The sequence below is a fragment of the Priestia sp. FSL P4-0332 genome, assembly GCF_038005845.1.
Lineage (GTDB): Bacteria > Bacillota > Bacilli > Bacillales > Bacillaceae_H > Priestia.
Window position 1 is genome coordinate 3,868,658 of the sequence record NZ_JBBOUA010000001.1, and the last position, 26,026, is coordinate 3,894,683.

General features: G+C 37.9%; 30 protein-coding genes. 10 read left to right on the forward strand and 20 right to left on the reverse strand.

The window, feature by feature from the left end:
- Positions 1-57: 57 nt before the first annotated feature.
- The 4 genes from MKY06_RS20355 to MKY06_RS20370 all read right to left on the reverse strand — a co-directional run bounded on the left by MKY06_RS20355 (position 58) and on the right by MKY06_RS20370 (position 3,510).
- Complete coding sequence (locus MKY06_RS20355) at positions 58-1,422, reverse strand: hemolysin family protein (RefSeq protein ID WP_098526537.1); 1,365 nt, start codon at positions 1,420-1,422, stop codon at positions 58-60.
- A 612-nt stretch (positions 1,423-2,034) separates the two neighbouring features.
- Positions 2,035-2,265: a hypothetical protein gene (locus tag MKY06_RS20360; RefSeq protein ID WP_035439113.1), complete on the reverse strand. Its 231-nt coding sequence runs from the start codon at positions 2,263-2,265 to the stop codon at positions 2,035-2,037.
- A 114-nt stretch (positions 2,266-2,379) separates the two neighbouring features.
- The gene (locus tag MKY06_RS20365; RefSeq protein WP_013058675.1) at positions 2,380-3,099 is read right to left on the reverse strand and encodes an NAD-dependent protein deacylase; all 720 of its coding nucleotides are present in this window, start codon (positions 3,097-3,099) and stop codon (positions 2,380-2,382) included.
- A gap of 12 nt (positions 3,100-3,111) precedes the next feature.
- On the reverse strand, positions 3,112-3,510 hold the full coding sequence (locus tag MKY06_RS20370; protein WP_013058676.1) for a universal stress protein: 399 nt from the start codon (positions 3,508-3,510) through the stop codon (positions 3,112-3,114).
- A gap of 158 nt (positions 3,511-3,668) precedes the next feature.
- Between MKY06_RS20370 and MKY06_RS20375 the strand changes: the two genes are divergently transcribed.
- Complete coding sequence (locus tag MKY06_RS20375; RefSeq protein WP_013058677.1) at positions 3,669-3,812, forward strand: hypothetical protein; 144 nt, start codon at positions 3,669-3,671, stop codon at positions 3,810-3,812.
- 26 nt (positions 3,813-3,838) lie between these two features.
- Here MKY06_RS20375 and pfkA read toward each other — a convergent pair whose 3' ends face one another.
- Complete coding sequence (pfkA, locus tag MKY06_RS20380) at positions 3,839-4,798, reverse strand: 6-phosphofructokinase (RefSeq protein ID WP_013058678.1); 960 nt, start codon at positions 4,796-4,798, stop codon at positions 3,839-3,841.
- Positions 4,799-5,143: 345 nt separating this feature from the next.
- Here pfkA and MKY06_RS20385 point away from each other — a divergent pair, with 345 nt between their 5' ends.
- Entirely contained in the window at positions 5,144-5,821 is a 678-nt protein-coding gene (locus tag MKY06_RS20385) for a C40 family peptidase (RefSeq protein WP_098279116.1), read from the forward strand.
- A 139-nt stretch (positions 5,822-5,960) separates the two neighbouring features.
- Positions 5,961-6,503, forward strand: coding sequence for a 5' nucleotidase, NT5C type (locus MKY06_RS20390; protein ID WP_057273889.1), 543 nt, complete (start codon positions 5,961-5,963; stop codon positions 6,501-6,503).
- A 152-nt stretch (positions 6,504-6,655) separates the two neighbouring features.
- Here the strand turns inward: MKY06_RS20390 and MKY06_RS20395 are convergent, their stop codons facing one another.
- The 3 genes from MKY06_RS20395 to MKY06_RS20405 form a co-directional block, all read right to left on the reverse strand.
- On the reverse strand, positions 6,656-6,781 hold the full coding sequence (locus MKY06_RS20395; RefSeq protein ID WP_013058681.1) for a hypothetical protein: 126 nt from the start codon (positions 6,779-6,781) through the stop codon (positions 6,656-6,658).
- A 445-nt stretch (positions 6,782-7,226) separates the two neighbouring features.
- Complete coding sequence (locus tag MKY06_RS20400; protein WP_255260849.1) at positions 7,227-7,352, reverse strand: hypothetical protein; 126 nt, start codon at positions 7,350-7,352, stop codon at positions 7,227-7,229.
- Between the two features lie 103 nt (positions 7,353-7,455).
- Positions 7,456-7,860 carry a secondary thiamine-phosphate synthase enzyme YjbQ gene (locus MKY06_RS20405; protein ID WP_013058683.1) on the reverse strand — a complete coding sequence of 135 codons (405 nt, stop codon included), beginning with the start codon at positions 7,858-7,860 and terminating at the stop codon, positions 7,456-7,458.
- 118 nt (positions 7,861-7,978) lie between these two features.
- Here MKY06_RS20405 and MKY06_RS20410 point away from each other — a divergent pair, with 118 nt between their 5' ends.
- The 3 genes from MKY06_RS20410 to MKY06_RS20420 are packed head-to-tail and all read left to right on the forward strand — an operon-like array spanning position 7,979 to position 11,658.
- Positions 7,979-9,409 (forward strand): spore germination protein, encoded by a 1,431-nt coding sequence (locus MKY06_RS20410; RefSeq protein ID WP_029323899.1) that lies wholly within the window; start codon positions 7,979-7,981, stop codon positions 9,407-9,409.
- Between the two features lie 21 nt (positions 9,410-9,430).
- On the forward strand, positions 9,431-10,534 hold the full coding sequence (locus tag MKY06_RS20415; RefSeq protein ID WP_098279115.1) for a GerAB/ArcD/ProY family transporter: 1,104 nt from the start codon (positions 9,431-9,433) through the stop codon (positions 10,532-10,534).
- Positions 10,531-11,658 carry a Ger(x)C family spore germination protein gene (locus tag MKY06_RS20420; protein WP_013058686.1) on the forward strand — a complete coding sequence of 376 codons (1,128 nt, stop codon included), beginning with the start codon at positions 10,531-10,533 and terminating at the stop codon, positions 11,656-11,658. Before MKY06_RS20415 ends, MKY06_RS20420 begins: the two co-directional genes overlap by 4 nt.
- A gap of 6 nt (positions 11,659-11,664) precedes the next feature.
- On the opposite strand, the gene MKY06_RS20425 is transcribed toward MKY06_RS20420, so the two are convergent.
- Positions 11,665-12,033, reverse strand: a complete 369-nt coding sequence (locus MKY06_RS20425) for a hypothetical protein (protein ID WP_013058687.1) — start codon at positions 12,031-12,033, stop codon at positions 11,665-11,667.
- Positions 12,034-12,263: 230 nt separating this feature from the next.
- On the opposite strand from MKY06_RS20425, the gene MKY06_RS20430 reads away from it, so the two are divergent.
- The gene (locus tag MKY06_RS20430; RefSeq protein WP_013058688.1) at positions 12,264-12,866 is read left to right on the forward strand and encodes a DUF3885 domain-containing protein; all 603 of its coding nucleotides are present in this window, start codon (positions 12,264-12,266) and stop codon (positions 12,864-12,866) included.
- A gap of 39 nt (positions 12,867-12,905) precedes the next feature.
- Here MKY06_RS20430 and MKY06_RS20435 read toward each other — a convergent pair whose 3' ends face one another.
- The 5 genes from MKY06_RS20435 to MKY06_RS20455 all read right to left on the reverse strand — a co-directional run bounded on the left by MKY06_RS20435 (position 12,906) and on the right by MKY06_RS20455 (position 16,814).
- Positions 12,906-13,601: a hypothetical protein gene (locus tag MKY06_RS20435; protein WP_029323910.1), complete on the reverse strand. Its 696-nt coding sequence runs from the start codon at positions 13,599-13,601 to the stop codon at positions 12,906-12,908.
- Complete coding sequence (locus MKY06_RS20440; RefSeq protein ID WP_289917828.1) at positions 13,601-14,470, reverse strand: ABC transporter ATP-binding protein; 870 nt, start codon at positions 14,468-14,470, stop codon at positions 13,601-13,603. Before MKY06_RS20440 ends, MKY06_RS20435 begins: the two co-directional genes overlap by 1 nt.
- Entirely contained in the window at positions 14,467-14,835 is a 369-nt protein-coding gene (locus tag MKY06_RS20445) for a GntR family transcriptional regulator (protein ID WP_034649413.1), read from the reverse strand. Before MKY06_RS20445 ends, MKY06_RS20440 begins: the two co-directional genes overlap by 4 nt.
- 105 nt (positions 14,836-14,940) lie before the next feature.
- Positions 14,941-15,696, reverse strand: coding sequence for an alpha/beta family hydrolase (locus MKY06_RS20450; protein WP_053487675.1), 756 nt, complete (start codon positions 15,694-15,696; stop codon positions 14,941-14,943).
- A gap of 227 nt (positions 15,697-15,923) precedes the next feature.
- The gene (locus MKY06_RS20455) at positions 15,924-16,814 is read right to left on the reverse strand and encodes a YitT family protein (RefSeq protein WP_029323915.1); all 891 of its coding nucleotides are present in this window, start codon (positions 16,812-16,814) and stop codon (positions 15,924-15,926) included.
- Positions 16,815-17,072: 258 nt separating this feature from the next.
- Here MKY06_RS20455 and MKY06_RS20460 point away from each other — a divergent pair, with 258 nt between their 5' ends.
- The 3 genes from MKY06_RS20460 to MKY06_RS20470 all read left to right on the forward strand — a co-directional run bounded on the left by MKY06_RS20460 (position 17,073) and on the right by MKY06_RS20470 (position 19,449).
- The gene (locus MKY06_RS20460) at positions 17,073-17,882 is read left to right on the forward strand and encodes a DUF4397 domain-containing protein (RefSeq protein WP_013058694.1); all 810 of its coding nucleotides are present in this window, start codon (positions 17,073-17,075) and stop codon (positions 17,880-17,882) included.
- Positions 17,879-18,502, forward strand: a complete 624-nt coding sequence (locus MKY06_RS20465; protein ID WP_057273893.1) for a class F sortase — start codon at positions 17,879-17,881, stop codon at positions 18,500-18,502. The genes MKY06_RS20460 and MKY06_RS20465 overlap by 4 nt, the downstream gene beginning before the upstream one ends.
- Before the next feature lie 128 nt (positions 18,503-18,630).
- Positions 18,631-19,449: a glycerophosphodiester phosphodiesterase family protein gene (locus MKY06_RS20470; protein ID WP_098526535.1), complete on the forward strand. Its 819-nt coding sequence runs from the start codon at positions 18,631-18,633 to the stop codon at positions 19,447-19,449.
- 27 nt (positions 19,450-19,476) lie between these two features.
- Here MKY06_RS20470 and MKY06_RS20475 read toward each other — a convergent pair whose 3' ends face one another.
- From MKY06_RS20475 to MKY06_RS20500, 6 genes are all read right to left on the reverse strand, one after another.
- The gene (locus tag MKY06_RS20475) at positions 19,477-20,163 is read right to left on the reverse strand and encodes a hypothetical protein (protein ID WP_057273894.1); all 687 of its coding nucleotides are present in this window, start codon (positions 20,161-20,163) and stop codon (positions 19,477-19,479) included.
- Position 20,164: 1 nt separating this feature from the next.
- Positions 20,165-21,007, reverse strand: coding sequence for an ATP-binding cassette domain-containing protein (locus MKY06_RS20480; RefSeq protein WP_013058698.1), 843 nt, complete (start codon positions 21,005-21,007; stop codon positions 20,165-20,167).
- Between the two features lie 119 nt (positions 21,008-21,126).
- Positions 21,127-21,636, reverse strand: coding sequence for a GNAT family N-acetyltransferase (locus MKY06_RS20485; protein ID WP_013058699.1), 510 nt, complete (start codon positions 21,634-21,636; stop codon positions 21,127-21,129).
- Between the two features lie 35 nt (positions 21,637-21,671).
- Positions 21,672-22,877, reverse strand: a complete 1,206-nt coding sequence (locus MKY06_RS20490; protein WP_098399884.1) for a TolB family protein — start codon at positions 22,875-22,877, stop codon at positions 21,672-21,674.
- 361 nt (positions 22,878-23,238) lie between these two features.
- The gene (gene yidC / locus MKY06_RS20495) at positions 23,239-24,057 is read right to left on the reverse strand and encodes a membrane protein insertase YidC (protein WP_013058701.1); all 819 of its coding nucleotides are present in this window, start codon (positions 24,055-24,057) and stop codon (positions 23,239-23,241) included.
- A 505-nt stretch (positions 24,058-24,562) separates the two neighbouring features.
- Positions 24,563-25,942, reverse strand: a complete 1,380-nt coding sequence (locus tag MKY06_RS20500; RefSeq protein ID WP_029323925.1) for a sucrose-specific PTS transporter subunit IIBC — start codon at positions 25,940-25,942, stop codon at positions 24,563-24,565.
- Positions 25,943-26,026 lie beyond the last annotated feature (84 nt).

The window sequence follows — 26,026 nt, forward strand, 5'->3', positions numbered from 1 at the left end:
CTCAGCACGCTTTTTTCATAAGAAAGGCGCACTGCTCTTTTGCAATGCGCCTTTTTGTTACGAAGATAAAGCCTGTGACTGGTTCATGTCCGACACATTAACCGCTTCATCCGTGCTTTGATGCACCTGACGTTTTTTGATCACATCAATATATTGAATGTGATGGCCTTCCATTTTCGCAACGGTAAAGTCATACTGATCAAAGCTAAGGCTTTCTCCTTGCTTGACGTCATATTTTTCCGTCAAGACCCAGCCTCCAATTGTATCAACATCCGTATCATCAATTGTTGTGCCAAGCAGCTCGTTAAGCTCACTTACTAATAACTTTCCATCTACAATATAATGATCGGGTTTGACTTTCTGAATTAATGGAAGTTCATCCGCATCAAATTCATCACGAATTTCACCGACAATTTCCTCTAAAATATCCTCTACTGTTACAATCCCTGCTGTTCCACCGTATTCATCAATTAAAATAGCCATATGGATGCGTTCACGCTGCATCTTAAGCAATAAATCATGAATAGGAATCGATTCAATTACTTCAATAACAGGACGGATATACTGTTTTAAATCTATTTTTTCCTTGCTGTTGTTCATGACAATCTCGGTTAAAATCTCTTTCATATTGACCATTCCAATAATATGATCTTTATCTCCATCGATGACCGGATAGCGGGTAAACCGCTCTTCTTGGACCATCTCAAGGATGTATTCGACTGTATCTTCCTGGTCAATCGAAACGACTTCCGTACGCGGCACCATAATCTCCTTGGCAACGCGATCATCAAAGTCAAAAATTTTACTTACATATTTAAACTCCGATTGATTGATTTCACCGCTTTTATAGCTTTCTGATAACAAGATGCGAAGCTCTTCTTCACTGTGTGCAAGCTCATTTTCTGAAGCAGGCTTTAGACCAAATAACCCTGTTATTAAACGAGAAGAACTGTTTAATAGCCAAATGAAAGGATAGGTTACTTTATAAAAGAGTATAAGCGGACGAACAAATAATAAAGTGACTTTCTCTGCTTTTTGAATTGCAAATGTTTTCGGAGCAAGCTCTCCGACCACAACGTTTATAAATGTAACAACCGCAAAAGAAATCGCAACAGATAGTACTTTTGTTAAAGCTCCGCTTATCCCTAGTTGATCAAGTAATGGTGAGAGGAGATGCGAAAGTGTAGGCTCTCCTAACCAACCAATTCCCAGCGCAGTAATCGTAATACCAAGCTGACACGCAGATAAGTATTCATCTAAATTTGAAATAACTTGCTTCGCAGCTTTTGCATTGCTGCTCCCTTCTGCTATAAGCTGATCCACTTTGGAACTCCTCACGCGAATAATCGCAAACTCGGTAGCAACGAAAAAAGCAGTTAATGCAATCAGTACCGCTAGTAAAATCAAGTTAAATATGTCCAATCAAGTTCCTTAGCTCGTTTAAAAACGAGTAAGGACTCACCTCCTAAAAAATAAAAAATTTGGATAAAGAACTCTATCCCTGTACTGATCACTTGGAAAAGTGCATATAAGGAGGAATCACATGATAAATGTATAAACATTTTTATATGGAGCAAAACTGCCAGTCTTTCTTCCTTATCTCACGTTTCACTCGTTAGTGTAGCAGGTCATTCTTTATTCAGCTGTTCTAGATGTGAAGCAATGGCTCACATCGCTTCATTTCATGATGTTGCTTCAGCGCTGATTCTCTCTTCCATTCATTTATAAAAAATTTAGTAGTTTACAATCTTTATAAAGTTAAAGTCTGTTAACGTCTTAAAAGAGCGATTATGTGATAAAGAGCGATATGCGTGAAGCAAATGTAGGTTTATATAATACTGTATTGTACGCTTTGACACTGGTGCATATAATGCTACTTCGCCAACGTGGTACACTGCCCCATCCAATCACCTCTATTTCCGTATATCTAAAAAGAATAAGGAATAATTATCCTATTTCTTTTTAAACTTATTGACTTTATTTTAAATGTTAAAAACTTTGCAGTCAAACGTTTTAGTTAGTCTCCTGCCCTTGCTATTTACTGGTGCGGCGATTTTTAGCAGGTAAATAAAAGCTTGCTGCTACACAAAAAAAACCAAGGACAAAACAGATAATGGGGAGTTTCACACCTATCGCTTCAGCATAATAAGTGAGACTCCTTCCGTGAATAGGGACAAGATTCATTTCAAAAATCAAAGTCAAAACAGCTGTCACTTTGAGTGCAATACCAACAATGAAGAGACAAACTCTCAAGCCTACACTCATATGCGAAAACATCCCTTCTATCCATTAGCGAATGGATGATGTACTACACCATATGATACATCCCTACACTTTATCACTAAATGCTAAAAAAGCGCTATGTCCATGCATAGACGCTTATAAATTTGCGACCACTTGTCCAATGGAATCATAGATAACCAAATCAAACAAATAATCGTAATGCGTAGGTTCTTTATTAATCATCACCATGTTTGTACGATTGTACCGGCTCACAAGCAGCGGAATCTGATTAATCGGTGCTACTTCAAGCGATGAACCAAGCACGATGAATAAATCAGATGACAGCGCTGCTGTAACTGCTTCATCGAACTGATGAATGGCATCTCCAAAGAGAACAACATTTGGCTTTAAAAGGCGCTCACACGCTGTACATTGTGGGAGAGCCGACTGATTTAAATACGCTAAGCCATACTCTTCTTTACAGCTTGGACAATGAGCTCTCTTAATGGATCCATGAATCTCAAAAACGTTCGTGCTTCCTGCATCTTGGTGCAAGCCATCAATATTTTGCGTAATCACATGCACGGTTTTGGCTTCTTCTAGTTCAGCAATAAAGCGATGGCCCGTATTTGCTTTATACTGATGCAGCATTTTAATATGAAAAATCTCTTTAAACAGCGGCCAAAACTCATGAGGATACTGTTCATAGAAGTCAGCAGCTACTATGTCCACAAAGCTTTTGTTTTGGCGATATAAGCCATTTTGAGAGCGAAAATCCGGTATGCCTGACTCTGTGCTCATTCCTGCTCCCGTAAAAAAACAAATGTGTTTAGCATCATCAATGAGCTGTTTTAATTCTTTGTACTGTTTTGACATTGCATTTCTCTCCTATTTAACAATTAGCACAGGAATCGTTACTTGCTGTGCAATTTTAGAACTCACGCTTCCAAGCAGCATGCCTTTTACAGGATTTAACCCTCTGCTTCCTATTACTACAAGGTCAAATGAATTTTGATTAGCAAATTGAATCACTGTTTTAGCCGCGTCTCCATGCATAAACGTAATCTCATACTCCACGTTTCCTTGCTTTAAAATTTCATCTGTTGTATGTATCCGACTTTCCCGTTCCTCGTCGCGGCTAAGTGATTTTAATCTTGAATCACCCTCTACTGCATAAATAACTTGAATAAAACTGTTTTCCGTCAGCTGAGCCAGCTGAACGGCTTTTTCTGTTGCTTTAGCTGCATGCTCTGAGCCATCTGAGGCAAGTAAAATTCGTTTAAACATCACGCTTCCTCTCCTCTTTTGTAAAATGGTCTTCTCTCTTTACTATATCACTCGCTGTTCAAATGTAATCATTTTTTTAATTATTTCTATAATTTTTAAAATTATTTGTCTACTTTTATGATAAACTGAAAGAAAACGTGTACAGAGGGGATGGAACGATGTTTGGTTTTGAATTAATTTGCACTTTTTGCAAAGGGCTCGGAAAGCTAGCCGTTATTCCTGGTATCGGTTACATGAAAACATGCAAACACTGCGAAGGGACAGGGATGCAATCAAAAAAAGACGAAACTCCTTCAATATAAGAAGTTTCGCCTCAGCAACACTGTGATTAGATTGAAAGCTCTTTAGATAAACGGTACATATCAGCATTGATATGGTGAGGTTCACCTAAAATTTCCATAATATCATAATCTACAATTTCATTTTTACGGATACCGATTGCACGGCCGCCTTTACCTTCTAGCAGAAGCTCGACTGCACGACCGCCGAAACGGCTTCCTAGCACACGATCTTGAGCAGTTGGGGAACCACCGCGCTGAATGTGTCCTAATACTGTTACACGCGTTTCAATACCTGCAGCTTCATGAAGCTGCTTCGCCACTTCATTACCATTGGCTACACCTTCAGCTACTACAATAATGCTGTGCTTTTTACCGCGCTCTTGGCCTTTTCTCAAACGATCAACCATTTCTTGGAACTCATCTTTTGCTTCTGGGATAAGGATTGTTTCCGCACCGCCAGCAAGACCTGACCAAAGAGCAATGTCTCCTGCATTACGACCCATAACTTCAATAATAAACGTACGTTCATGAGAAGTCGCCGTGTCACGGATTTTATCAATTGCATCGATAACCGTATGAAGAGCCGTATCAAATCCCAATGTAAAATCTGTTCCTGGAATGTCGTTATCAATTGTTCCTGGGATACCGATACAAGGGAAACCAAGCTCTGTTAGTTTTACAGCTCCCATATATGATCCGTCTCCACCAATAACTACTAAGCCTTCAATACCGTGCTTCTTAAGGTTTTCAATACCTTTTAAACGCCCTTCTTCTGTTTTGAATTCTGGACATCTTGCAGAATAAAGCATAGTTCCACCGCGTTGAATGATGTCACCAACATCTCCAACTTCTAGCTTTTTAATATTTCCTTCTATTAACCCTTGATATCCTTGATAGATACCGTAAACTTCCATACCTTCATGAATTGCTTTACGCACAACAGCACGAACCGCAGGATTCATACCTGGAGAATCTCCGCCGCTTGTTAATACACCTATTCTTTTCATTACTTTCACCTCATCAAAGTCACATACATGACTACTATATTATAGTTCTACATTTTACCCGAGTTCGAACTTTTTGTGTAGTAATTCACAACATATTTCTTTGTTAAATTTTAAATGTACATACTTTTTCATATCTTTTAGTTATTTACCGTCAAATATTCAAAGTTTTTCTAGCAATATTGCACATCTAAAGAACCCTTTTAGTTACAGCTTTTATAAGACTATATTCACCTTTATATTTCATTTTTTTCATATATGTAATGAAATTGTAACGTAGAACACTGTCGAAAGATGATATGATGAATTTACTCAAATCAGGAAAAATTTTCAGGGGGTACTAGTTTTATGAAAAAAGTAATAGCAGCTCTTACGCTTGCTGGCGTTATTGTTTCTACTAGCCCGATTGTCAGCCAAGCGGCTCTAGGCGACCAAACGCTTCGCCAAGGCATGAATCATCAAGATGTTAAACAACTACAACAAACGTTGAAAAATAAAGGTTATTTTAAAGGGAATACGACTACATACTTTGGGACTGTTACAATTTCTGCTGTAAAATCATTTCAGCGCAAAAATGGACTAGCAGCAGATGGTATTGTTGGAAAAGGAACGTATGCTAAACTAGGCGTTTCAGCAAAGGGTAAATCTTCTTCTAGCTCAGCGCGCTATAACCCTAACGCAGTGATTAACAAAGGAAAACAGTATATGGGCGTTCGATATCGCTGGGGTGGAACAACGCCAAGCGGCTTTGACTGCAGCGGTTTTATTGGCTATGCGTTCAAACATGGCGGCGGGGTTCAACTTCCTCGAACAGTAGCTCAAATTTATCAAAAAGGAACGCGCGTCTCAAGTCCAAAAGCTGGAGATATTGTGTTCTTTCAAACCTATACAAAAGGGCCTTCTCATGCAGGAATTTATTTAGGAAATAACCAGTTTCTTCACTGCTCTTCATCTAAAGGTGTGAGCATCTCTTCTCTGAAAGAGAGCTATTGGAGCAAACGCTATTTAGGTGCTAAAAGAATGTAGTTTCTATAAAAAGGGCAAGCTGTGCGATTTTGATGCGGCTTGCTCTTTTTCTGCATGTAAAAGATTTGGTATAGTAGAAGCAGCACATTACATTGCAAAACCAAGCGTGTAGATGAATACTGTAAAGGAAGTTGAATAAATGCACACCCTTTTAATTGACATGGATTCTGTCATTTGTGATCTTATGACGGATTGGCATAACCAATATAACAAAGATTATTGCGACAGCTTATCGGTTAAAAAGTTAAAATGCTGGGAATCAGAAAAGTATGTAAAGCCGGAATGCGGCACAAAAATTTATGACTACCTCGATCAGCCGGGGCTTTTTTTACATTTAAAACCTCTGCCTCATGCTGTTGAGGTTCTTAAACGACTTTATGAAAGGTTTGCCATTTTAATTGTCACAAGCAGCCGTACCTATGCTTATACAGAAAAAGAGCAGTGGGTTGAAAAACACCTTCCGTTTATCGGAAAATACAATATCGTGTTTACACACCAAAAAGATAAAATATACGGAGACTTGCTATTTGATGATGCACCGCATAATTTGAAGGCTTTTCAAGCTACAGGTCGCCATGCTGTTGCCATGAGCTACCCGTATAACGAAGAAGTAAAGGTCCCTCGCGTGGACGATTGGCTTCAGTTTGAACAGTACGTAAATACTTATTTCAACGAATGTTGAGCTTAAAAAAACACGTGGACTTTGTCATCAGAGAATGAATGCAGTTCGTTTGTTAGCACAGCTATAAGCATAAAAAAACCGCCCAAAAGGCGGTTTTTGACGGATAGCCCCCTAAGGGTTATCCTCTTTTTATTTAAAAAAGATATAGTTTTTTAGTACTTATCAGCTGATGAGAAAAAGTCCATAATGGCATGGATAATTTCAACGGACTGAAAAGAGAACAATGATATGGCTGTTAATGAAAAGAAACCAATCATGGCCATACGTACAAGTAACATAGACTAATCGCCTCCCTGTTTTGAACTAAATGAACGCACCCAAAACATTTCGCTATCTGTCTTTGTTTGTACGACGTTTTCGCCAAGCAAAGGCAGCTCATTCACTGCGTGTAACAATAACAATGAATCTTCATCTTTATCTTAAAGACTAAGCGTATAGTTAGTATATCAAATGAAACTTTTTCTTCAAGGCTGTACTAGCGGTAAAAAAGGAAATAGTATGAAACGATGCGTTTTATCTTTATTTCATACAATTCAGTACCCTAATATTTATTATATTAAACCTTTTAAGAAAATTGCTACTATTATATCTTTTTTATAAAAAAATATTGAGACATAGCTACATGCAGTAAACCTGCGTTCACCATCACAATGAAAAAATCCGAACGATTCATCGTTCGGATCCTCTTTCAACTGAAATACTTTTGTTCCGGCCTTCCCCATTTTATCGACACGTACTGTAATACTCATTGACAATGTCTAAAATGGTTGGGTATTCTTCCACCCATGTAAAATTTGTTTTTTCATTTTCTTTTTTTTCTGTTTCTTGTTCTGCACCTATCTTTTCCATTGTTCAATCTCTCCCTTTAACTGTTATATAACATTTATATTAAATTAACTTTGTTTTATAACAATTTTCAGAAAAAAGTTGGACAATGACGTATGAAAAAAAGTTATTGTGCCGATAAAATTTTCACATAATACGTACGAGTCCTCGGTCCATCAAACTCACAAAAATAAATTCCTTGCCACGTTCCTAGCAGCAGCTGCCCATCGTGAACGATTATATGCTGAGAGGAGCCGACCGTGCTCGCTTTGAGGTGCGCCGCCGTATTTCCTTCCATATGAAGATCTAACTTATGTTCCCAAGGATATACTTCATCGAAGCGTCGGATCATATCGGTTTTTACATCCGGATCCGCATTTTCATTAATTGTTATACCAGCGGTTGTATGAGGACAGTAAACAACTACAGCCCCTTCTTTTAACCCTTCTGTTCTTAGTACTGCCTGCACCTGACTCGTAACGTCAATCATTTCGTCACGCTTATTCGTTTTTAACGTAAATGAATGTAGCATATCATCACCTCTTTTCTTTACCATAACATATCTTTTCTATTCTTCCACATTTTTCGCATAACTCGTTTTTACATCGTAAACACTAAGCTCATTAATACAACAGGCGGTGAGTTTATTTATGCTCGATTCAAAATTTCAGCCCAATGCAGACTACACCGTTCAAACGTTTCTAGATTTGGTGGGTCAAAATACAGATGTTGGTTCCAAAAAATTATGGCTGTCTCCCACAAAATATATATGCATTATTTATCTCCAAGGATTAGTCGACGGAGAAAAACTTGATAATCTTACTCAGCATGTTGTTGAGACAAAAGCAAAAAGTGAAACGCAAACACTCGATGACATCGATTCGTTTATTTCTGTCATTAAAGACAAAGAAGTTTATACATACAAGCAAGCGATCTCGTGTTTTTTTAAAGGTCAGCCCCTGCTGTTTATTAGCGAAAGCACCACGGCATACTCATTAAATATGTCTATGACCAAACAGCGCTCTTTAAGTGAACCTACAACAGAAAAAGTAGTGCGTGGCCCTAAAATTGCTCTTATCGAAAACTTAGATGAAAACCTTGGTCTTTTAAGGCAGCGTTCTACCGAAGAAGAAATGGTTATTGAAGACATTTATATTGGAAATACAAAGGAACATCGAACAAGTATCGTTTTTCATAATAAACACTGTCAAACTCACATCGTGAATCAAGTCCGAGAGAAATTATTAGACATTCCTTTAGATAACATTCAAGACTCAGGAATGATTGAAGAATTTTTAGAAGAAGCACCTTACTCACCGTTCCCTCAAGTACAAAATACAGAAAGACCGGATCGTGTTCTCGCTGCGGTGAATGAAGGGCGAGTAGCCATTTTAGTAGATGGCTCTCCTTTTGCTCTTTTAGTGCCTACAACTTTCGATATGATTATGAAATCACCCGATGATTATTACGAAAGATGGATAGCCGGTTCATTGCTAAGATTACTAAGGTACTTGTCTATTTTTATTACCCTATTCTTTTCAGCTATTTATATTTCACTCGTTTCGTTTAACCAAGGCCTGCTTCCGACTGAGCTAGCTATTACGATTGCGGCCACACGAGAAAACGTTCCTTTTTCTCCTTTTATCGAAGCAGTGGTCATGGAAGTGACGCTTGAATTATTGCGCGAAGCCGGGCTGCGTCTCCCTACTCCTGTTGGACAAACAGTTGGACTTGTAGGCGGGGTTGTGATTGGTCAAGCAGCGGTGGAAGCCCATATCGTTAGCTCCGTTATGATTATTGTTGTATCTGTATCGGCAATTGCTTCCTTTACCGTTCCTCAGTATGGAATTGGCCTTTCGTTTCGAATTTTGCGTTTCGTATCTATGATGATTGCAGCAATCTTTGGGTTATATGGCGTTACCATGTTTTTTCTTGTTCTCGTCATTCATCTAACCAAGCTCGAAAGTTTTGGTATGGCTTACTTCAAACCGTTTTTTGCGTTAAATAAAAAAGCCTGGAAAGACTCTTATATTCGTCTGCCAAACAAAAGTCTAAAACAGTCTAAAAATAAATCGGAATAAAACTCACATAAGGAGGACCATATGGAACAATCACATTCACAATCAAGCAAGCTTCTTTCAGACTTTTATGCCATTTCAATTATTTCTTCAACCATGCTGGGCGTCGGTTTATTAACACTGCCAAGCAGCATTACAAACCAGACAAATAATGCAGATGGATGGATTGTACTTATTATGGACGGCCTTTTGTTTATTGGAATTGTTCTTTTTTTAGTCTGGATGGTTAAGTATTTTACGATTAGCTGTATGTTTGATTTCTCGCAAGAAGTAACCGGCAAGTTGATTGGAAATATATTCAATTTTGCTATAGTCGTTTATTTCACATCTGTAGCAAGTTTTGAAGTAAGAGCTATGGCAGAAATGATTCATTTTTATTTACTGGAAACGCTGCCCATTGAGTTAATTATCCTTTCGTTTATTTTGACAGGCGTCTATTTAATCACTGGCGGCATTGATTCTATCGGAAAAATAATGGCGCTATGTTTCCCTGTAACGGTCATTATTCTTCTTATCTTATATCTTCTTAGTATTGGAATGGTCGATTTAAAAAACTTGCAGCCTGTGTTAGCTGATGGCTTCAGTCCGCTTCTTTCTGCTTTTACAACCGTCTCTGTCTCCTTTTTAGGGATTGAAACGATTGTATTTCTTCCAAAGCATATGAAAAACAAAAATCATTTACGAAAAGTTTCTATCATCGGATTTTCCATTCCTTTACTTTTATATATTATCACTTACGTATTAGTTGTCGGCGCGTTATCCGTCCCGGAAGTAAAAACAACCGTTTGGCCTACCATTGAATTTGTTCAGACGCATGAAGTAAAAGGAATTTTCTTTGAGAGGCTTGAATTATTTTTACTTATTGTCTGGCTTCTTCAGTTTTTTTTAACCTTTGTAATGTATTTCTTTTTAGCTGTTTCAGGATTTAAAAAGATTTTCAAAAACCGATCAACTACTAATATTATCTTTCTTGTGCCCGTTCTATTTATGAGCTCTTTAGCGCCCAAAACAGCAAGCGACGTGTCGAATTATTCAACTGTTCTAGGCTGGGCATTTTTAGTGACATTTTTAGTTATCCCTCTTTTTTTCAGCATGTTAATGAAAATAAAAAAGGTTGTGTTCAAATGACGAAAAAATGTCTTCCTGTCATAATGGCCATTTTTTTATTGTGCGGCTGCACAAATCATCGAAACATTGAACAACTTGCTCTTGTTATAGGAGTGGCAATGGATATTACATCGAAAATCGAACCAAAAACAGGAAAAAACCAGCTTGTGCTGACTCATCAAACGTTAACCGAAACGGAATCCGGAAATATGTCTTCTTCCATTCCATACAAAAACATTACAACAGCTGGTCCTACAATTCATGAAATTACGCGAAATATTTCGCTGAAATCTGATCCTATATACAGCCAGCATCAGCGAGCACTTTTAATAGGAGAAAAAGCGAGCAAGACCATCCCTCTTGATGCGCTTATCAATCAGTTTGTCCGCGACAATGAAATACGGCGCAGCAGCCTTGCGTTTGTTACAAAAGGCGATGCTAAAAACGTTTTAACGATTCAAGGAATGTCTGTACCGCCTGTAAACTTAATTTACGAGCTTGTTTACAATAAATTCAAAACGAATAAAATTCTAAATCCCCTAACAATGGGAGAGCTATCGGCTAAGTTAAAAACCGATCAAAGCTTTTTAATACAGCGGCTTTCTAAAATAAAAAATAGCGTTGAAATAGACGGCGCGGCAATCATAAAAGATAAAAAAGCAAAATTCACCTTAACTCAGCACCAAGTGGAGGGTTTAACGTGGTTAACGGGGAATATTAAAGGCGGAATTATTTATGGCAAACACAGATCATACCCATTTTCCTATGAAATTGGAGATGTTCAGCAAGATGTGAAGGCCCGCATTGATTCAAATCACTCCGTTCATTTTGACATCAACGTTCAAACAAGCGGCAGGCTATCAGAAGATTGGGAGACTTCAAAACAGGCTCTTGCCGCCTCTAATGTAAAGAACACCGAAAAAAAAATAGAAAAAATCATTCGAAAAGACGCAGAAAAAACACTCCGCTTATTGCAAAACAACTACAAAGCTGATGTGATTGACCTGCATGATTACGTGCGAATTCATCATCCTCATTTTTGGAAAAAACATCAGCATGAATGGGATGAAATTTTTAGCCAGTCGACCATCGACTATCATGTTCAGGTTCAAATTAAAGATTTTGGGACACAGGGCAGAGATTAGCTCTTATTACTCAACGCCAGCTTCAGTGAGCTCTTTTTTCTTTAGTTCCATAATCGTGAACTTATCGGTATAGTTTTTGCTGACGAACAGCTGGCGTTCATTGTCGTTATTAAAATAAAATTTTTTATTATCTTGATATTGAAAATTCACTTTCTTCTTTTTCATTTGTTTAATAAACGTTAAGTAGTCATTTGAATGAATGAGATACCTTTTAGGCTTATCGGATATTTGAACAACATCTTCACCCGAAGATTTTAATTTTACAATACTCCATGCAATGGGGAGAGGATTACCTTCTTGAAAGATCGTTTTGTGAAAAATGAGCACAAAGAAAGCAGCTGTAATAATTGAAATAAGAACAAGCTGTTTTTTCACCGTATATCATCCTTTCTTCACGTCTTTACTACGTTAAGTAATACGACAGGCGTATGAAAAAACCTGTTCATCCGCAAAGGTTGTGTAAAGAAATAATGCAAAATCAACAAAATATAACAGTTTGGTTACCTTTTGATTAAATAACATTACTTCTTTACAAATTTAGCTAATCACGTGATAGACTAAACTCAACATATTAAGTCAGGACTAAACTAAATGAGGTGTTGCGTATGACTACAATGCGGCTTCAATCATACTTAACAACAATGTTTCCAAATGTTCAAATGAAAAGACCTCTTTTTTATAACGCGCCCGCAGGTATCCGCTTTACCCTTACCAATCAAAAAGGCGTATGGGAACGAGAATACATGAAAAATGTGTACGCACGCGCTTATGAAATTTTTGAGACACTCCATGAAAAAAATGATGAGCTGTTACTTGTTTTCAAAGCGAATGCTGCACAGGATGATTTACTTTTAAAAAAGAAAAAAGAAACAGCTATTAAAAAATTCATTCGCTCTCGCCTGAAGAAACAAGAAGTTCAATCCGTAGCATTATTAAATAACGCTGAGTATATTATTGCCTGTAAAACAAATGATGTGAAAGAAAAGCTTCTTTTGCAATCAATTGCCAACCGCGATCTTCATATTCATCCGGCTATTGAAGAAGAGTGTTATATTGTGAATTTGAATAAAGAAACCATCTTCCACCTATACGACGAGCGCGGACTGGACATTGTATCGAACAATCAGTCTTCTCTTCAACTTCTTCAGCAAAAGTTTCACGACTGGATTCTAGATATTGATGCAGCTTGCTCTAAAAAAGTACAATAAAAAAAGCAATCATTCAGTAAAGGAATGATTGCTTTTTTATTAGGCTTGATGGACAGGAGACGCTTTTTTTAAAAACAGCCAGTTGATAAGAAAGAATAAGAAGCTTACGATAACCATTGTTCCGAATGTAAGTAACAGCGACCCGTTCGAAAGGCTTTTTATAAAATGAATAACCGGTTCTTTTGTCACTGGAATCGTAAACAGTAAAATTAAAACAGCACCGGTGATCATCCCTCCTGTTTGCCCGAATTTGTAAACGATACTGCCGAGCAAACACGATGCTGCTGTAATAAAAAAGATAAATACAGCGTCCGTTAAAAAGTGAACAGCGACAGTAGGGTCATGAAAGATAAAATCGCTCGCATAATAAAGCTGAACATTCATTAAATTGAAACTATTAATCACCTTTATTGAAATGCTCATGATGACAACATTGATAAGGGACATTACAATTGCAAATAAAGCAAAAACACAGGTCATCGTTAAAAGATATGCTTTACGAGTAGCTCCTAACTTTAAGCAAAAGGAGAAACTTTTTCGAATGATAATAAAACTTACAATACCTGAAAAGATGTACTGCGGCATACTTGTTACTAATAGAAGATGCTCATTCACCTGACTGAACACTAAAATATCTACTACAACAAAAGCTAACAGAATCGTCCAAAAGCGAATCATTAAATACTTTAGTTCAACGTAGAGCGAATAACTAATGGCGGCAAACTGTCCTTTCATTATGCTACACCTCCACGATTTGCTGTAAGATAAATCATAATATCCTGTATGTGAACAGCTTCTACATGAAATGAACTGTCGACAAGCTCTTCAGCATAAATATCTTCATTAAAGAGCACTATTTTTTTCTCTCCTCCGAATACTTGTTCATGGATTACTTGCTTTCCTTTTTCATATTCTTCAATTTGACTTTTAGGTCCTTTCACACTTACGCAGCGCTGCTGCAAATTTTCTGCCGTATCCTGAAGAATCAGCTTTCCTTTTTGCATAATGAGTACTTCTTCAAATAAATTACTTACCTCATCAATTAAATGCGTTGAAATAATGAACGTGCGTGGATATTCTTCATATTCATCCAATAAAAGCTCATAAAAACGCGCTCGCATCGCAGCATCAAGTCCAATATAAGGTTCATCAAAGATTGTGATGCTCGTTCGAGAAGATAGCCCAACAATAATTCCTAATGCTGATTCCATACCTTTAGATAATGCTTTCACTTTCATATTACAATCTAAATCGAACTCTTCCATAAGCCTCTCAGCAGCTTCTTCACTCCAGTAAGGATAAAAAAGTGACGCAATTTTTAGCACGTCTTTGACTTTTAATGTTTTTTTGAAATTTCCGCTTTCGTTAATTAAGCAGATGTTTTGCAAAACAGAGCGGTTTTCAAATGGAGGTTGATTTCCCACTTTTACCTCTCCTGTCGTAACTGGAATATGTCCTGCTACAATTTGCATCAGAGTCGTTTTGCCGGCTCCGTTTCTACCTAGCAACCCGTATATTTTATTTTGTGCTAGCGTAAGTGAAATGTCTTTTAACACTTGTTTAGACCCATAGCATTTATTTAACAACTGCGCTTCTATATTCATTTTATTTCCCCCTTGTCTAACAGCTCTTTTAGCTCTTTTACCGTAATCCCCAAATGCTGTGCTTCTTTTTTCAGGGGAACGATAAAACGGTTATAAAATTCTTCTTTTCTTTGTGTAAGCAATACTTCTTTGGCGCCCGCACATACAAACATCCCTATCCCTCTCTTTTTATACAATATTCCGTGGTCAACTAGCTGATTAATTCCTTTAGCTGCCGTTGCAGGGTTAATGCGATACATTTTGGCAAATTCATTCGTAGACGGTACTCTTTCTTCTTCTGGAAAAGCATCATTCAAAATATTCTCTTCGATGGTTTCTTTGATTTGTTGGAAAATTGGTCGCTGATGATCTAGTGATTGTTTCATTTTGACTACCTCACTTAAGTGGTTCATTACTTATGTAACTAACTATATAACTGACTGGTTATTTTTTCAAGCGTTATTTCCAAAAAAAAGAAAAAAGTCCGTCAGTTAGTTACTGACGGACTTTTTCATTTGACTGTTTAACCACTTGACCGTTCTTTTTACTAGCTCATCCTGCTGCTCTTTAGTGGAAATACTGGCTTTGTTGTCGCCTTTTTGTTTCCCGTACATTCCAAACTGTGCGTGATTAGCTCCTTTTACTTGGACCAGCTCCGTATTTTTTGAAAGTAAATGCTTGGTTTCTTTAATTTTTCCAGGCGTCGACAAACCATCTTTCTCACCGGTTAAAGACAAAATAGGATAAGTGGAAGTTGAAAAATTATTTTTATTCATCGGATACGATGCTAAAAGAACTAAGCCTTTTATTGAATCTTGATGATCATACGCATAAGAGGCTGCACTCACTCCTCCAAGGGAATGCCCTCCGATAAACCATGCGGAAATCTTCGGGTAGCTCTTCACAATATCCGTTGCTTTGTTTTGACTAAAAAAACTCATATTAAACGGAGAATCTACAACAGCAACAAGATATCCTTCATTTGCAATTTGCTGAGCATAATAGCCATATGCTAACGGCTCTACTTTAGCACCTTGATAAATAATATAGCCGGCTTTTATCTCTTTGTTCGTTTGAGGCTTGAATACGTAATAATCGTCTTTCTTCACTACTTTTTTCTCATCTACTAGTGAGTGAAGCTGCTTTGAAGGTTCATAATCAAAACCTGACCATATGACAAAAAAAGCCACGGTTACTGCAACAAGAACAGCAAGACCGACTCCTAATGTTTTTAACGTTTTTTTCATGTCACTCCCTCTTTCTGTTTTTTTACTATGTACTCTTTTTATATCTTTTAGACATTTTACATGTTTGTTTTAAAGATATACAAGAAAAAAGAGAGGTTCGATATGCCCAAAGCAGGACGCAGCAGAAGTGACATAAACCATTCCATATACTCGAAGAAACAAAGAGAGAAAATTTAAAAGGCTGCTGCATGTAATAACGGGACAGCCTCATTAGCAGACAACCTTCACTAATGAATATCTCGTTTCTTAAACCTCCCTCCTCTAACTTCAGCAATAGCTGCTACAGCAAAAAAAGCAGATGGATCTATCTCATCGATAATCGCTTTTAGCTTTGCTTCTTCAAGCCTGGTAATAACACAAAAAATTACTTTTTTATCATCTCCCGTATACGCCCCTTCCCCATTTAAATACGTGACGCCTCTCCCTAAACGAGCAAGAATTGCTTCGCCAATTTGTTCATATTGTTCACTGATAATCCAAGCTGACTTAGACTCATCTAACCCTTGAATCACAATATCAATCGTTTTAAAAGCAATGAAGTAAGCCATTAAAGAATACATAGCGCGATCCCAGCCAAATACAAAACCGGCACTTCCCAAAATAAATAAATTAAAAAACATAATCGTCTCACCTACAGAGAAAGGCGTACGCTTATTAAATAAAATAGCTAATATCTCGGTGCCGTCTAGCGAACCTCCGTACCGAATAACAATTCCTACTCCCACACCGAGAACAATTCCGCCAAACACAGTGGCTAAAAGAGGATCACCTGTTAAGACCGGTAAGTCGTGAAAAATAGAGGTAGCAATGGATAGAATGATAACACCTAAAAGCGTAGATAGCGCAAATGTTTTTCCAATTTGCTTGTAGCCAATAAAAAAGAATGGAAGATTTAATACGAAGATATAAAAGCCGATTTGAACATCGGTTAAGTGGGATAAAATAATAGATATACCTACAATTCCACCGTCAATAACCTCATTAGGGACAAGAAAAAATTCTAGCCCGACGGCCATTAAAAGGGCTCCCACTAAAATAAACAGCATGCGCTTTACAATCATTTTAGCTGATAGCGAACGATGAACAACCTTTTTTATTTCATGATCCGTTTGCAGCACATAACTTCCCCTCCTTTTATGATAGAGACATCAACTACTAACCAAACCCTCTCTTTTAATATTATCACAAAATTCAAACTATTTACCTGCTCTTTTACAAAATTTCATCTAATGAAATAAATTATGCATATATTGGATAAAATTGTAGATGATAACAAGTGAATAAATGCCCGATCATGTTCAAAAGTGAATGCATGCCCACCACTTTTCATACGGGACTAACAGGACAAACTTAGATTAAAAGGAGAGTAAAACGTTATGAACCGTGTAAAGATTATTGCTGCTTCTTTACTCGCAGTTTTATTGCTAGCTTTTTCAGATAATTTCACTTCTGCAGCTGTGCAGGAGGCGATGATACGAGTTGTGCATGCGTCACCTGATGCACCTGAAGTAGATATATATGTGGACAATCAAAGCATCGTAGTCGGCGCATCGTTTAAAGATGTGACAGATTACCTTAAAGTACCTGCGGGGTCTCATAAAATAGAGGTATACGCCATAGGTACAAAAGGAAAAGAAAAACCTGTCATTTCCACTAATGTAACCGTCGAAGCAAACAAGGCCTATACTCTTGCTGCTATTAACCAAGTTGCACACTTAGAATTAAAAGTAGCTCAAGATGATATGAACGTAGCTAAAGGAAAGAGTAAAATTCGAATTGCTCACTTTTCTCCAGATGCTCCCGCTGTTAATGTAGGTATTAATCACGGCCCTACTTTGTTTAAAGACACTGCCTTTAAACAAATGACAAATTATTCTGAAGTAGATGCCGGAACCTATGATTTAACCATCGCAACTAGTCAAGACAATAAAAAAGTACTGGACATTCCAAACCTTAATTTAGAAGCTAACACGGTCTACACAGTGCTCGCTATTAACAAAGCCGACAGTCTTGAAACGCTTTTATTAAAAGATAATACGGCTATGCCTTCCGAAATGCCAAAAACAGGTATGGGCGGTGCTTCACAGGATAATTATAATTCAATTGTGCCAGTTCTTACTTTATTAGGAATTGGAGCGGTCGCTATATTTGTTGTTCGTCGTCACAGAGGATACGAAAGCGAATGAAATGGATAGGAGGGGTTTTCACCTTTTCTTTTATACTATTCATGAGCAGCTGGTTTGCCCAACCAGCAATTGCAAACGGCTCGACGGATTTTGTTGTGAAGATGGCTGAAACAAAATCGGCTCAATCCTTGAAATCTTCAGGAAACGCTTCTACGCCTCTTCCATCTCAGCTTATTATTCCGAAGCTTCATATTAAGGCTTTCATAAAAGGAATGGGCCTTACTAACCAAGGTGAAATGAGCGTTCCTGATAATGGTCATGATGTAGCTTGGTTTAAGCTTGGAGCAAGACCCGGAGAGGAAGGAAATGCGGTCATTGCAGGACATGTTGATGATCAAAAAGGACCCGCTATCTTCTATCATCTCGACAAGCTCACAAAAGGAGATGAAATTTTTGTAACCGATCAGCAAGGGGATCAGCTGACCTTTGTTGTTACCAATAAAGCTTCTTATCCCCGAGATTCTGCTCCTATCAGAGAGATTTTCGGTCCAACTTTTCAACACCAGCTTAATTTAATCACCTGTACGGGAACGTTTGATCATAAACAGAAAACTCATGAGCGAAGGCTCGTTATTTATACAAGCCTTCGCCCGGAAAAAACAGCCGATGTTTCTCACTAAACATCGGCGTTTATTACTTTTAATTACATACTGGTTCGTTTTATTTAAATATTTACACAGCCTTAATATGAACACAACATCTCACTAGTAAACTAATGCATGACCCCTCAATAAAAAGGAGTTTTGATATGAGACGAAAATGGTGGTTTGTAAGCTCACTCACTCTTTGTTTATGCGGCATTTTTATGTTTATACATACGCAGGCAGCTTCTATTCAAGCAGAAAAAGTAGCCATTATTGCTCATCGAGGCGCATCAGGGTATGAGCCAGAGCATACGATGCAATCTTATCTCGTGGCCGTCCAGCAAAAAGCGGATTACATTGAACTTGATCTTCACATGTCTAAAGATCAGCAGCTTGTAGCAATTCATGACTACAAAGTTGACCGAACGACAAATGGAACAGGATATGTAAAACAATATACAGTGAAGCAGCTTCAGCGTTTGAACGCAGGAAAAGGTAATAAAAAAGCCGTCATTCCAACTTTAGAAGAAATATTCCGTACGTTTGGCAATCGAACAAACTATTATATTGAAACAAAATCTCCTCATGAATATCCAGGTATGGAAAAGGAATTGTTGACGTTGATGGCTAAGTACAACATTCATACCAATCACGTCATTGTACAATCATTTAGTCCTGAAAGCTTAAAAACCGTCCATCGATACCGACCTACTATGAAACTAATTCAACTGATTCGTTCTAAGCAAACCAATATGTTAACAGATCAGCAGTTCAGACAAATCAAAACGTACGCGAACGGCATCGGTCCGAACGCAAACACGCTGACAAAACCATATGTACAAAAAGCTCGCTCGTACGATTTAGACGTTCATCCTTATACAGTAAATGACGAAAAACAAATGAGAACGCTTATCGAGTGGGGCGTAACCGGTATGTTTACTAATTACCCGGATCGTCTTTATAACGTGCTTCATAATAAATAAACACTTGCCGCGGCAAGTGTTTATTCTTTATACATCTCTTCTATTCGCTCTCCACAAGTACAGGCTAATTAATGCTATGGCATAAAGCAAAGCCCAGCCAAACACCAAAAATTTGTTTAATCCTTCGTTAATAAATTGAATGATTGCAGATACGGGTGGCAACACATACAGCAGCAGTCCGCCTCCTTGATACGGAAATGAGACGCCTGCCGCTGCAAGCGTAACGATTAAAATAAATAGAGGTCCAAACCATGATAAGCTGCCTTCTCTTACAACATCTCTTGTAAAAACAAGACCTATGCTCATACCAAGCAAACTAAACGTCCAGTGAATAATAAACCCAAACACCATTTGCTTAGTGGATATATCCACTTCAAACATATCAAGCAGCACGGGATAAGCAATAGAAACCGCTGATAAAAACGTAAACAGCAGCATACAGGTAATAAGCTTGCTCATAAAGTACTTGTTCTTTTTCCCTACATGAAGTTTTGTAATAACTTCTTGACTGGAATCTTCTGCGTGAAACAGCGACATCGTAAACCAAGTGGTTAGAAAAAAGAGGAAAAGTGCCGTATTAAAAAAGCTATCAAGCACCGGGTTCGGTCTATATGTATAGTTCATACACAGCGAAATAATATAAAGTGCAAGCGGCGGAATATATCGATACGATTTAATGTATGTAATAAAATGATAGCGAATCAATGCACCCATCTTAAATTTCTTCCCTTTCCATATGATATAGCTTTACAACTTCAGCTTGAACAGCAAGCAATTCTGCAAGAAACTCATTTACATATTTTTTATCTATATAAAAAATCCAGTAGTTTCCGTGCTGTTCAATTTTCGTGCACTTTTCTTTTAATAAACGAAGCGGCTTATTGAGAATGACATTTGCCTCAATAACCGTTAAATGCTCAATGAGTTGAACGCGCTCATTTTTTAAAATGCGCTGTGAGCCAATGGTGATAACACGATCGGCTACAGCATGAATGAGCCTTTCTTCATGACACGTAAATACAATGGTCATCCCTCGTTCTTTGAGCTTTGTAAAAATCCGTTCTACTTCTAGCTGAGCACGAGCATCTAATCCTGATAGAGGTTCATCAAGCAATAGCAGCTTAGAAGAACTCAGCAGTGCTTGCATCATGTTGACTTTTTGCTTCATTCCTTTTGAAAAAGAAATGATTTCTTCATGTCTAAACTCTACCATTTCGAAAGTTTCGAGCAGTTCTTCAATTCTAGAGCTGCGCTTTTTCTTAGACAATCCTTGAATTCGCCCCATGTGCTGCAGATAACCTGCTAGCGTAAAACGCAGCTCCTGAGGAAATTGTTCCACCACAAATCCAGGCGTACCGGTTTCTTTATGAAGGTGAATTGTCCCTTTAGTCGGTTTAGATAATCCGCCAATTAGCTTTAAAAACGTACTTTTTCCCGCACCGTTTTTTCCAACAATCGCGACAGTCTCTCCTTTATAAAGGGTCGTGTGAATGTTTTCTAATACGGTATGTTTTTTGTATACTTTTGCAACATTTTTTAATTCAATCAGTTTTTCCATCTGCTGCCTCGCCTCTCCATAATCCTATATGTTAAATCATAGCATATTTATGGGAAATGTGCTTCCATCTCTATACGTTTCAGCTAAATTTTTCCCGCACAAAAAAGCCTTTGATATGATCAAAGGCTTTTCATACACAATACCATATGCTCTTCATCGATAAATTCACCATCTACTTGAAGAGCTCTTTTTTCATACGCATAAGAAGTAAAACCGAGGCTTTTGTATAGGACTTTTGCTCCTTCATTTTTAGCAGCGACGGCCAGGTAGATTTGCAAAACATTTGTTTTTGAAAAAGCTTGTTCAACAGCGGTTTTTAACAGCTTCTTTCCAAGACCTTTCCCCCTTGCTTCAGGGGCTACGTACATCCCCCAAATATCTCCTTTATGCTGAACTTTTAAAGGCTTTTGCTGCTGAAACCCTACGATCCCCACAAGCTGTTTTTCTATAAAAGCTCCTACTACAAATTCTGATTGACTGCTTGGAAAATAATTTCGGATGTCAGCAATTTCTTTTTCATATTCTTCTTCATAACTTAAAATAAAACTTTCGGGATGATCTTTTAAAGCACGAAGACGGAGTTCAAAGTACGCGTCAGCGTCTTCTTTTACCAACAATCGTATATTCATTTTTTCACCTTAGTTTCTTATGTTTTAATTAGCTATTAAGGGTTGTACACGCTAAATACTTCATTCCACCGATACAGCTCATAATAATTTTCCGGCAGGTCTAAGCCTGAAATAAGTACCTTATCATTTTTCGTGTCTTTTACGCGTGTTAAAAGATTTGCTTGTTTTCGATTTGTACGAATCCACATCGTTTGATTCGTTGCTTTATGATAAACAGGCGCATAATCTCCTAAGCCTTTTTGTGGAAATGTGAACTGACTTTGCTTATTGGTCTTTACGTTCATGCTATACAAAAAAGGCAGTGGCCTCTTTTTTTCATCATTCGACCACCCTGCTTCGGGCACACGTGAAATGATGATGTTATCTTTTTCTGTCCAAGTAAAATCCCAATCTGCGAAGCCTTTTGGAGTAAACACATGTTCTTTAAAAACCGGCATCTCTTTTAAAGTAAACTTTTTATTTTCAGTGGCAAACCTTCCTTCCCCATTAATAAATGCCAGTACTGGCTCTTCATTACTCCACTTAAACCAATTGGGTACATTAAGCATATCTCCCACTACTTGAAAAGCTTTCCCTTCTTTTGTAATGATGCACAGCTTATTTGCATCTGCAGACATCGAAGCCGTTGGAATAGCAATAAAACTAATCCATTGACCGTTAGGAGACCATTTGAAGCTGCTTGTTGTATAGGCAAAAAATGAATCATTTTCTGCTGGCAGCGTTGTAAAAGCCTCCACTTTTTTTACGTCTAATCCTGCATATTTGCTCACTGTATATAGCTTTACCGGTCCCCATCCCGTCGGCGCCAGCGCAGCAGCTGACGTAATTAAAAATCGATCTCCTTCTGGAAACCATGAAAACTGATCAACTCCTACGGCTACACGCTTCTTTTCATGCGTTTTAACGTTGTAATATACTAAGATTCCATTCGAAATATACGCAAGTTCCTCAGCAACCGGTGACCATTGATAATGAGTCACATCATGTTCAACAAGTAGCGGCTTTCCTTTTAACGGTGCAATCATTAAAGAATCATTTTCTGCATAAGCAACTATATCTCCATGTGATGACCATTGAGGCATAGAGGCATGACGGGCATAGGATAACTGCCTTTCGGTACCGTTATCATATACCCATAGGTTTCCTTGCCGTATAAAACTGACTTTCACTGTATTGGCAGCATTTATTTGCATAGGGAACAACATAAGAAAAAGCAGACATAACGCTATTTTTTTCACCATGTTCACTCCTGTCTTTTTTTATAGCGTTACACAAATCTCCTCATCTCATCACATTTTTGAAAAAATAAAAGAGGTTAAGACATAATGAAATGAATTTAATCGAAAGACGAACAAATGGGATACATGAACTGAACCTCTTGTGACACCGCAGTTGATTTCCGTGCAAGACTTCGTCTAGCCCTCCAATCAACTGCTAGAAGCAACGAAATAGATGAAATCTCCGTTCACCATAACAAAAAAAACAAACCACTAATCAAATATTTTGATTAATGGTTCGTTTTTCACTTCGGCTAAACTACTTTTGTCCCAGCCTGTTTTAAAAAAATAAAAAAGCGCAGCGAATAGCTGCGCTTTTTGTATATTATGATTTTGACTTAGATTTTGGTGATGGCTTTGTTTTAGCTTGTGCTGTATTATTAGCCGCATCTTTTTCTTTTAATAAACTCATACGTTTTTTCAAGTAGTAACCTTGTCCAATTCCGAATAAGTTACCAATTACCCAATATAATGCAAGAGCAGATGGAAGTGAAATTCCCGCTACTAAGATGAAGATTGGCATAATGTTCATCATCATTTTCATTGGAGGTTGAATTTCATCCGTCATACTTACACGAATTTGTAAGAATGTCGTAATCGCTGCAACTACCGGTAAAATGAAGTAAGGATCTGGCTTTCCTAAACTTACCCATAAGAATGAATGCTGCGCAATTTCATGCGTTCGTGCAATGGCATTATAAAATGCGATAATAATAGGCATTTGAATAAAGATTGGCAAACATCCGCCAACCGGATTAATTTTATGCGTTTGGTAAAGCTGCATCATTTCTTTTTGCTGCTTTTGCTGTGTTTCAGGATCTTTTTTACCAGCATATTTCTTTTGAATCTTTTCCATCTCTGGACGAAGTGCTTGCATAGCCATCGTGCTCTTTTGCTGTTTTAAAATAAGTGGCAATAGAACTAAACGAATGATAACCGTCGCAATAATAATAGACAGACCATAGCTTCCGCCTGCCCACTCAGCAATTTTCGTTAATGCCATAGATAAAGGGTAAACAAAATAATGATCCCAGAATCCGCCGCTTGTAGCCGTGACCGGTGTTTTTGTACTGCTACAGCCGGCTAGAGCTAAAAGAAGCGCTCCCATTAAACCAAGCAATAATAATTTTTTATTTCTTTTCATATTCTTTCCTCCTAATAATGACTAAATGTATGAAGTGTTTTTCAGAAGGAAAGGATCTTCTTCATCATTATTCTTCTCTTTAACTGGTGTTTTTCTATACACATGTATAAATACATTTCGTCTTTTCCATATTGTTAATACTGAAGGGTCAATCCCTGCATTCACATGGTCGGTGACAGGTTCCGCATGAAAAGCCGTAAACCTAGCTTCACGAAGCATATAATAACAAAGGATGTATAAAACGAAAGCAGATAAATACGGCGCATATAGAAAAAGATCGTGATAAAATTCCATGTGCCAGCTCTCTTTCTGACTATAATAGTACAATCCAATATATGTAGTGTAGCATTTACGTTCCTGTTACACAACATCAACTTATCTCTTTGGCTGTTCTACGTATTACTTTTTAAAAAGTTTCATATTTACGACACAAAATTTGCTCACCATAAAATATGATGAGCAAATCTAATACCATTCTTTATTCTCGTATGCTTACCGCTGCTTCTCAGTCTTCTTTTAGTTTCATGAACCACGTAACGCCGAATGCTACACCTACAGAAATAATCATGCCGATTATATAGTGAATTAAATTGCTCATACCAAGCGGTGCAGCAATGGCCATCATTGGAATACCTGTGAGTCCGTAGGCATTGGCTACTACGTGCATAAGTACAACATAGCCTCCTCCGGCTGCTCCGCCTATAGCCGCCGCAATAAATGGCTTGCGAAGTCTTAAGTTGACGCCGAAAATAATCGGTTCTGTAATTCCTAAGAAGGAAGAAATAGCCGCTGGAATCGCAATTTTTTTCGTTTTGGCATTTTTCGTCTTAAAGTAAACAGCCAGCCCTGCTCCTCCTTGCGCCACATTCGCGCAGGCCCAAATAGGAAGTAAGAAGTTAACGCCAATCTTCGGATTAGCAAGCAGTCCTGCTTCAATAGCATGAAAACTGTGCTGCAAGCCTGTCAATACAATGGTGGAATATAAGCCACCAAACAAAATTCCTGCAAACACTCCGGCTACATCGTATAGAGACTGAAGGCTGATCGAAATTAAATCTCCAATATAGCGACCGAAAGGACCAATAAACACAAGTGACACAAAGCCTGTGATAATAACAGTTAAAAAAGGCGTAACAAGTAAATCAACCGAATTCGGCACAATTTTCCGGAGTCCCTTTTCAATTTTGCTCATGACGTAGATAGCCAATAAAATCGGAACGACCGTACCTTGATAGCCAATCAGCGGAATACTTAAGCCAAACAAATCCATATATTCTGGCTTAGCATCTGCTAATGTCCACGGATTTAATAACATCGGATGCGTTAAGATCCCGCCGATAACCGCTCCCAGATAAGGATTTGAACCAAATTCTTTTGCAGCTGAAAACCCGATTAAAATCGGTAAAATGATAAATGCTGCGCCTGAGAACATATCCAACAACACAAACAACGCGCTATCTTTTGAGACCCAGTGGAACGCTTTCATCATCCCGAGCAGTCCCATTAGTAAACCACTGGCTACAATGGCTGGAATAATCGGAACAAAAATATTGGAAAGCATGCGGGCAAAACGGGCGAATGGGTTCATTTTCTTTTTCATTTCTTTTTGATGATCCGCTGGGGCAGCAGCCTCGTCAGCACCTAATTCTTTCACAAAAGCAGCGTGGATTTTATTAACGAGACCGGTTCCAAAAATGATTTGAAACTGTCCTGAATTTGAAAAAGCCCCTTTTACATCTTCTATTTCATCTAAACCTTTTTGATCGATTTTGCTTTCATCTCGAATAACTAGGCGCAAACGCGTAGCACAGTGCTGCGCACTAGCAATATTTTCTTTTCCTCCTAAAAGCGGAACAAGTTTTTTAGCAATTTCTTTTACGTCCATCTTACTTCCTCCTTTTTGTATGTCATAAAAAAAGCAAGACCTAAAACACGCTTATAAAAGACACACTTGTCCTTCATGCGCATT

Coding starts and splice junctions, on each gene's coding strand:
- MKY06_RS20360 (WP_035439113.1), bottom strand. CDS start 2,265: ATGAGTGTAGGCTTGAGAGTTTGTCTCTTCATTGTTGGTATTGCACTC.
- MKY06_RS20365 (WP_013058675.1), bottom strand. CDS start 3,099: ATGTCAAAACAGTACAAAGAATTAAAACAGCTCATTGATGATGCTAAA.
- MKY06_RS20370 (WP_013058676.1), bottom strand. CDS start 3,510: ATGTTTAAACGAATTTTACTTGCCTCAGATGGCTCAGAGCATGCAGCT.
- MKY06_RS20375 (WP_013058677.1), top strand. CDS start 3,669: ATGTTTGGTTTTGAATTAATTTGCACTTTTTGCAAAGGGCTCGGAAAG.
- pfkA (WP_013058678.1), bottom strand. CDS start 4,798: ATGAAAAGAATAGGTGTATTAACAAGCGGCGGAGATTCTCCAGGTATG.
- MKY06_RS20385 (WP_098279116.1), top strand. CDS start 5,144: ATGAAAAAAGTAATAGCAGCTCTTACGCTTGCTGGCGTTATTGTTTCT.
- MKY06_RS20390 (WP_057273889.1), top strand. CDS start 5,961: ATGCACACCCTTTTAATTGACATGGATTCTGTCATTTGTGATCTTATG.
- MKY06_RS20395 (WP_013058681.1), bottom strand. CDS start 6,781: ATGTTACTTGTACGTATGGCCATGATTGGTTTCTTTTCATTAACAGCC.
- MKY06_RS20400 (WP_255260849.1), bottom strand. CDS start 7,352: ATGGAAAAGATAGGTGCAGAACAAGAAACAGAAAAAAAAGAAAATGAA.
- MKY06_RS20405 (WP_013058683.1), bottom strand. CDS start 7,860: ATGCTACATTCATTTACGTTAAAAACGAATAAGCGTGACGAAATGATT.
- MKY06_RS20410 (WP_029323899.1), top strand. CDS start 7,979: ATGCTCGATTCAAAATTTCAGCCCAATGCAGACTACACCGTTCAAACG.
- MKY06_RS20415 (WP_098279115.1), top strand. CDS start 9,431: ATGGAACAATCACATTCACAATCAAGCAAGCTTCTTTCAGACTTTTAT.
- MKY06_RS20420 (WP_013058686.1), top strand. CDS start 10,531: ATGACGAAAAAATGTCTTCCTGTCATAATGGCCATTTTTTTATTGTGC.
- MKY06_RS20430 (WP_013058688.1), top strand. CDS start 12,264: ATGACTACAATGCGGCTTCAATCATACTTAACAACAATGTTTCCAAAT.
- MKY06_RS20435 (WP_029323910.1), bottom strand. CDS start 13,601: ATGAAAGGACAGTTTGCCGCCATTAGTTATTCGCTCTACGTTGAACTA.
- MKY06_RS20440 (WP_289917828.1), bottom strand. CDS start 14,470: ATGAATATAGAAGCGCAGTTGTTAAATAAATGCTATGGGTCTAAACAA.
- MKY06_RS20445 (WP_034649413.1), bottom strand. CDS start 14,835: ATGAAACAATCACTAGATCATCAGCGACCAATTTTCCAACAAATCAAA.
- MKY06_RS20450 (WP_053487675.1), bottom strand. CDS start 15,696: ATGAAAAAAACGTTAAAAACATTAGGAGTCGGTCTTGCTGTTCTTGTT.
- MKY06_RS20460 (WP_013058694.1), top strand. CDS start 17,073: ATGAACCGTGTAAAGATTATTGCTGCTTCTTTACTCGCAGTTTTATTG.
- MKY06_RS20465 (WP_057273893.1), top strand. CDS start 17,879: ATGAAATGGATAGGAGGGGTTTTCACCTTTTCTTTTATACTATTCATG.
- MKY06_RS20470 (WP_098526535.1), top strand. CDS start 18,631: ATGAGACGAAAATGGTGGTTTGTAAGCTCACTCACTCTTTGTTTATGC.
- MKY06_RS20475 (WP_057273894.1), bottom strand. CDS start 20,163: ATGGGTGCATTGATTCGCTATCATTTTATTACATACATTAAATCGTAT.
- MKY06_RS20480 (WP_013058698.1), bottom strand. CDS start 21,007: ATGGAAAAACTGATTGAATTAAAAAATGTTGCAAAAGTATACAAAAAA.
- MKY06_RS20485 (WP_013058699.1), bottom strand. CDS start 21,636: ATGAATATACGATTGTTGGTAAAAGAAGACGCTGACGCGTACTTTGAA.
- MKY06_RS20490 (WP_098399884.1), bottom strand. CDS start 22,877: ATGGTGAAAAAAATAGCGTTATGTCTGCTTTTTCTTATGTTGTTCCCT.
- yidC (WP_013058701.1), bottom strand. CDS start 24,057: ATGAAAAGAAATAAAAAATTATTATTGCTTGGTTTAATGGGAGCGCTT.
- MKY06_RS20500 (WP_029323925.1), bottom strand. CDS start 25,942: ATGGACGTAAAAGAAATTGCTAAAAAACTTGTTCCGCTTTTAGGAGGA.